This is a genomic window from Rhodopirellula sp. JB055 (genome assembly GCF_043100905.1).
Taxonomy (GTDB): Bacteria; Planctomycetota; Planctomycetia; order Pirellulales; family Pirellulaceae; genus Rhodopirellula.
The window spans coordinates 1-6,805 of sequence record NZ_JBICHO010000257.1 but is presented as its reverse complement, the minus strand read 5'-3'; the positions used below and the strand labels follow the sequence as shown (position 1 = coordinate 6,805).

The window sequence follows — 6,805 nt, the reverse complement described above, 5'->3', positions numbered from 1 at the left end:
AACCATTGGCTCGCGCCGCCGTAGCCATTGGGTGCGATGCTCTGTTTTTTGAGACGCATCCCGATCCGGAAACGTCGCCAAGTGACGGGCCGAACATGATCCCGCTGGACCAATTCGCGGGAACGTTGGACCGCTTGCTGCGATTGCGAGAGACGGTCGACAGCCTCGATGGCTGACCCTTTTCTGTGATGCAACGTTTCAAAACGCCATTCTTTTCTTTGCCGCTCTGTTTGTTCTCGCCGTGCTCCACTTCGCCAAACAAGCCATGACGTTCGCTTCTTCGCCCGCATCGGTTCTGGCCTGGATGGCATCCGCCCTGGTGTTGCTGAGCGGTTGCACTGACGATTCCGAGACCGTCCGACGGATTCAAACTCAGCGTCAGGTCGCACAGCAGAAGCAATCCCAGCAGGATCACCTCGGTGAAACCGTTTCGTTGCTCAGTCAGTTCGTGGGGCTGAATCAGGAAAAAGCGAGCCGGCAAATTTCGTATCACCTCAACCAGTGGTTGCAGGGCCAAACCAGCGATCGCGGTTCAGGCGAGGTTCCCGAACTGGCGTCCACACTGACCGATGTCATCCCGGAAGAAAAATTGCGGGAGGAGATCCTGCGAGAGGAATTCAAGCCGACCGATGTGACGGTGTTGCGAGACGCCTATTTGTTTCGGCACGCGGTTCAGTGGATCGACGATCCGATTCGCGAAGACCTGTTGCTTGTCGATTGGTTGGACGGGTTGTCGGCGGAAATTGGCGAGGACGCCGCCGCACAACTTCGGACGGCATGTCGTTTGTTCGACTGGACGGTTCGCAACGTCGCGGCGGAGCCACTGGACGCATCCGAGGGAGTTCCACCGCAACTCCCACGACCGGCCCTTCCGATGGGCATGAAGTTGGAGGGGCCTGGATACCGGCAAACACTGTTTCAAACGATTTGGCGCGGTCGTGGTGACCCGATTCAGCGTGCCAATGTTTTCACCGCTTTGTGCGAGCAGGCGGGCGTGCGAACTGCCGTGCTGGCGCTGCAATCCGATGAGGATGGTTCGTTGACACCGTGGTCCGTTGGTGTCTTGGCAGGCGACCAGATCTACCTCTTTGAAACGGAATTGGGACTGCCGGTTCCGGGGCCGGACCAGGTTGGTATTGCGACTTTGGAACAAGCTCGCAAAGAGCCGACCGTGATGCGGCGGTTGGATGTGGCGGGTTACTTCGACTACCCGCTTTCGCGAACCGATGTTCAGCAGAACGTGGCGTTGCTGAATGCCCGAATCGAGGCGATTTCGCCACGGATGAAGAAGCTGCAAAACGGTTTGACCGGTGATCGCCGAATGAACCTGTATGTGGATGTGGACTCGGTATCGGAACAATGGGACGCGATTCCTGGTATCGCTGGCGTGCGGATGTGGACGCTTCCGTTGCTGGCGAATCTCTACCAGGCCGAAGCGGAGCGGATGGTCGAGCGAGACCCGTTGTTCTCGTTTTGGTATCTGTCGCGATGGGCAGTGCTGGATGGCGACGACGACATGGCTCGGAATCTTTCGAGCGGGCGTTGGCAGCACCTGACGGGCCAGTTTTCGGATGATGACATCGAAGGCGTCAAAGGCGCCCGGACTCGGTATCTGGAGCAGCGTGCACCTGAGTTCGAAATCGAAGACTTGCGAATCAATGTCGATCTGCAAAAACGCTACGGGCTGCGCCGCGGGTTGGGCGTGGATAGTTCGGATTACGACCAACAGTTGCAACAGATTCAAATGTTCATGCGACTGGGCAAGCGCACCGCCACCCACTGGTTGGCACTGGTGCAGTATGACGACGGAAGATTCGATACCTCGGCGAACTGGTTCGGGAAACGTGTTCTGGATGAGGACCAGATGTCGATGTGGGAGGATTCCGCTCGCTACAACCTGGCGCGTGCCAAAGAGCATGCGGAAGAATGGGAAGAAGTCGAAGAATTGCTGAAGTCAGAGCGGACATTCAGCGAGCATGGCAATCGTCTGCGAGCAAGGTTGGTTGCGAAGTCATTTCAAGAGTGACTTCAGCCAGGTGGGCTGATACAATGGCGCCCGATGGCTCCTAGGCGGGATGAAGTTCCGCTCTCCCGCTCGGGGTTGTTCCCACCTCACCCACCCTCCCGCCAGCAAGCGATACGACGATGTTCGTCCGCCACCCCCGTCGAGACCGTCGGTCTTTTGATGCGCGCCGCCTCTTGGCTGTCCGTTCGTTCTGGGCCTGCAAACTGAGTCTCGGTTTTGTTTTGGCGCTGGTTTAGATCGGCGTCGCAAATGCCAATGACCTCGACTTTTTTGAAGCCAAGGTTCGCCCACTGCTGATTGAACGCTGCTACGACTGCCACTCCAATGAATCCGGTGAGTCGATGGGCGACTATCGACTGGATTCTGCCGCGGCGATGAAGGCAGGTGGTTCGCGAGGCCCGTCCATTGTTCCGGGGGATGCCGAGGCCAGCGTTTTGGTGCGGGCGATCAGTTACAAAGAATCCGGTTTGGAGATGCCTCCGGATGAAAAACTTAGCGATGAAGAAATCGCGATCCTGAAGCATTGGATCGATTCCGGTGCTGCGGATCCGCGTCAGGACGAGCATCCGGTCGCGGAGTCCGTTTCGCCGCTTGATCGAGATGTCCAATCGCATTGGGCGTTTGTTCCTCCAACGCGTGTGCGTGGCGATCAACTGCGACGAAACCATGTTGTTCCATCGGTTGATTCACGCGATTTGATTGATGACCTCTCGGCACAACACGCTCAAGAGTTGGGCGTTTCGGTGAACGGTTTGGCCGACCGAGACACGTTGCTGAGACGTCTGCATTTTGATTTGTCTGGGTTGCCTCCGACCTACGAAGAGCTGAAGTCTTTTCGGGAGGATCGTCGTCCCGATGCCTTTCATCGTCGTGTGAATCAGATGTTGGCGGACCCACGGATGAGCGAACGTGTGGGGAGGCATTGGTTGGACGTGGCTCGTTATGCCGACACGATCGGGTACACCACAGCGGGCAAGGAACGCACGATCAAAGGGTCGCATCGGTATCGCGATTGGGTGCTGAAGGCGTTTGCAGAAGACATGCCGTTTGACGAAATGGTGCGCCATCAATTGGCTGGCGATCTGACCGACCCGCAGAATGAGAACGGCAACGCCGACGCGATGGGATTCATCACGATTGGCCGTAAGTTCCTAAGGAACGACGACACCCTGGATGATCGGATTGATGTGATCACGCGGGGGTTGTTGGGGCTGACGGTTTCATGTGCCCGTTGTCACGATCACAAATTTGATCCGATCCCAACGGTGGATTACTACTCGCTTTACAACGTGCTCAACAACAGTGTTCCACCAACGGATTTGGATGCCGCAGCGAGTCCGTTGATGTTGGTCGACCGAGACAAATTGGTTGGTCAGAAGGTTTTCGTTCGTGGCCAGCGCGGCAATCGCGGCGAGGAAGCGCCGCGTCGTTATTTGACCGCGTTTCGGAAAGCAGAGGAGCCCGAGTTCAAGACCGGCAGTGGGCGGATGGATTTGGCGAAGAAGGTGGTCTCTCCGGAGAACCCGTTGACCGCACGCGTTTACGTCAATCGGATGTGGGGGCATTTGACGGGACGTCCCCTGGTTGATTCGCCAAGTGATTTTGGATTTCGGACCCCTGCCCCAGCGATCCCGGGTGTGCTCGACGACTTAGCCGCTGAATTTCGATCACACTGGAGCACTCAGCGTTTGATACGCCGCATTTTGTCGACGCGAATCTATCAGCAATCATCCGCCGTCAGTGCCGAAGCCTTGGCAAGTGATCCGTCCAATGCCGCGCTTGCCAGAGCGGAACGACGTCGGCGTGAGTTTGAATCCTTGCGTGATAGCATCTTGGTCGGCGCAAATCTGTTGGATTGCCGTTACGGCGGCGAATCAGTGGAGATCACTTCGCCAACCATCACGCCTCGGCGAACGTTGTATGCGATGATCAACCGGCAAAATCTGCCGGGGTTGTTTCGCACCTTCGATTTCGCCAGTCCGGACATGCATTCGCCGAAGCGTTATGAAACGACGGTTCCGCAGCAGGCGTTGTTCTTGCTGAACCATCCGCAACTGGCGTCGGCTGCGTTGGAAGCCGCCCGTGATGTTCGGCGAACCAGTTCAGGCGAGCCTGAGAAACAAGTCACCGTACTGTTTCGCAGATTGTTGCAGCGAGAACCCACCGCGTCGGAGCTCAAGGAAGCCGTGGACTTCGTTTCCACTGCCGCGTTGCCGCCGCTATTGGAGGCAGACCCACGAGAGCTGTGGAGTTACGGCACGGCAACATGGAAGGGCGACCAACTCAATGGGTTCACCGCATTTTCTGTTTTCCAAAAGAACGGATGGCAGATTGAAAACGAATATCCCAGCCCCGGCCCGTTCAGTTACGCGCGGCTGACCAACGAAGGCGGGCATCCCGGTCATGGTGATGACGGTGCCGTGGTGCGTCGTTGGAAGAGTCCCGTGGATGGTGTGGTCAAGGTCACGGGGATGGTCGGTCACCGTTCCAAACAGGGCGACGGGATTCAAGCGATCATTCGAATTGGCGGGAAGGTTGTGTTCAATGCCAAGCAACTCAGTAACAACCGTCCGCTGCCGTCGCAAAAAGCAAAGATCCGCAAAGGTGAATTTGTTGAGTTCATCGCACACAGTGGGCCGACGTTGAGCTTCGATTCGTTCTTTTGGCGATCCAAGATTTCAGCGACGGCGAAAGATGGGATGGTCGTCGAAGCGAACTCGGTCGACGATTTCAGCGGTCCCTTTGAAAAGACAAATCTGCCTCACTTGGATCGCCTGGCTCAGTTGGCCCAAGTGTTGTTCCTCACCAACGAATTCACATTCGTGGATTGAATCATGAATCTACCTTTGTCTCGTCGTGATGCCTTGAAAGTCTGCGGGATGGGCTTTGGCTCGCTTGCATTGACGGACGCTTTGTACCGCGAAAGTGCTGCGTCTGGGTTGCCAAACCCGACGGACTTCCGTGGCGAAGTGATGCCGCACTTTCCCGCGAAAGCGAAACGGGTCATTCACTTGTTCATGAACGGCGGCCCCAGCCAAGTGGACTCGTTTGATCGCAAGCCGGCCCTGGAGGAGTTCGATGGCAAGTCGGCTCCCATGGGCAATCTGAAAACCGAACGTCCGACCGGCAACGTGATGCGTTCGCCCTACAAATGGGGCAAGTATGGCGAGTGCGGACTGGAAGTCAGTGAGCTGTTCGAGCACACGGCCAAACATGCAGATGACCTTTGTGTGATCAACAGCATGTACGCAGATGTGCCGAACCACGAGCCATCGCTGTTGTTGATGAACTGTGGCGAAGCGCGTTTGATCCGGCCTGCGATGGGATCGTGGCTCACTTATGGATTGGGCACCGACAACGAGAACCTGCCGTCGTTCATCGCGATGTGCCCAGGTGGGTACCCCATCAAGGAATCACAGAACTGGCAAAACGGATTCTTGCCCGGCAAGTACCAAGGCACCTACATTGACAGTAGCTTCGCGTCAGTTGAACGATTGCTGGAAAACATTCGCGGCCGTTCGGTTCACCCAAAGAACCAACGAGATCAGTTGGATTTGCTGGCTCGATTGAACCAGCAGCACGCTGCTCAGCGCGGAAGCGATCCACGGTTGGAATCTCGCATCGAATCCTTCGAACTGGCTTATCGGATGCAAAGCGAAGCTTCCGAGGCGTTTGACATCAGCCGCGAAACAGAAGAGACGCGGAAGATGTACGGCGAAGGAGATTTTTCGCGGCAAGCCTTGATCGCACGTCGGTTGGTTGAACGCGGTGTCCGCTTCGTGCAGCTCTACACCGGTGCGGGGCAACCTTGGGACAGCCATGATGACTTGGACAAGGCTCACCGGCGAGTTGCCAAGGGCGTCGACCAAGGGATCGGGGCTTTGTTAACGGATCTGAAGCGAACCGGTTTGCTGGATGAAACGTTGGTGATATGGGGGGGGGAATTCGGGCGGACCCCCGTCGTCGAAATGCCAAAAAAGGGATCCAACCAAGGCAAAATGAACGGCCGCGATCACAACCATTACGGGTTCACGATGTGGATGGCCGGTGGAGGCGTGAACGCGGGAACCCGAGTTGGAGCAACCGACGAGTTGGGATTTAAAGCCGTGGAGAACCGAGTTCACGTGCACGATTTGCATGCCACGATTTTGCGGTTGATGGGTTACGACCACAAACGGCTGACGTACCGCTACGCAGGTCGTGATTTCCGCCTGACCGACGTGCACGGGCGTGTCGTTGACGAGATCATCGGTTGAACGGAGTTCTCAACCAAGGTCGTCCAATTTCGGCTTTGCTGCGTCGTCGTGCTCGTGCTCAGCGAAGCGGTGCTCGTAATTGCAGCCGATGTCAGCATGGTCGCTCCGCAGCGGACTCTGCGACACCATTGAATTTCATTTCGAGATCATGGCAAACCGCTGAGCGATGGTGATGTCTCCAGCGACCGAGCCACGGTGTCGATCGGGAGTCGGTCAACTTCGCGTGGTTCGTGGTCCAATGCTTGCGCGGACAATCGGGGCTGGTTACGATCACGACTACGAGCACCGTCGCTGGCTTGACTGAGCATGAGCATGCAAAGCGGGCTGGCACCGAGTGCCAGTCCGCGCGTGCATGGAATGGTTACCCGCTCTTGTGACGGCATTTGGCGGGCCATCGTGTCCGTTGAGAGGAAAAGGTGTCGGACACCTTTTCCTCTTCATGAGAGGCCCGGAGGGCCGGCAGATCCTTTGCCGGGGCCGTGAGGCCCCGTGCGTGAATTGGACAATGCACCAAGCCCTGAAG

Annotated in this window: 3 protein-coding genes and 1 pseudogene; all 4 read left to right on the top strand. The window is 56.9% G+C overall.

The features are described from left to right. A pseudogene (locus ACF8AM_RS10550) lies at positions 1-176 on the top strand (3-deoxy-8-phosphooctulonate synthase); the annotation flags it as partial. 89 nt (positions 177-265) lie between these two features. Further along, positions 266-2,026 (top strand): hypothetical protein, encoded by a 1,761-nt coding sequence (locus tag ACF8AM_RS10545; protein WP_392555604.1) that lies wholly within the window; start codon positions 266-268, stop codon positions 2,024-2,026. A gap of 236 nt (positions 2,027-2,262) precedes the next feature. Continuing rightward, entirely contained in the window at positions 2,263-4,857 is a 2,595-nt protein-coding gene (locus ACF8AM_RS10540) for a PSD1 and planctomycete cytochrome C domain-containing protein (protein ID WP_392555605.1), read from the top strand. A gap of 3 nt (positions 4,858-4,860) precedes the next feature. Further along, positions 4,861-6,282: a DUF1501 domain-containing protein gene (locus ACF8AM_RS10535; protein ID WP_392555603.1), complete on the top strand. Its 1,422-nt coding sequence runs from the start codon at positions 4,861-4,863 to the stop codon at positions 6,280-6,282. The last annotated feature ends 523 nt before the right edge of the window (positions 6,283-6,805 follow it).

Bases quoted from the DNA above. Each gene is read 5' to 3' on its own strand.
- ACF8AM_RS10545 (WP_392555604.1), top strand. From the start codon at position 266: ATGACGTTCGCTTCTTCGCCCGCATCGGTTCTGGCCTGGATGGCATCC.
- ACF8AM_RS10535 (WP_392555603.1), top strand. From the start codon at position 4,861: ATGAATCTACCTTTGTCTCGTCGTGATGCCTTGAAAGTCTGCGGGATG.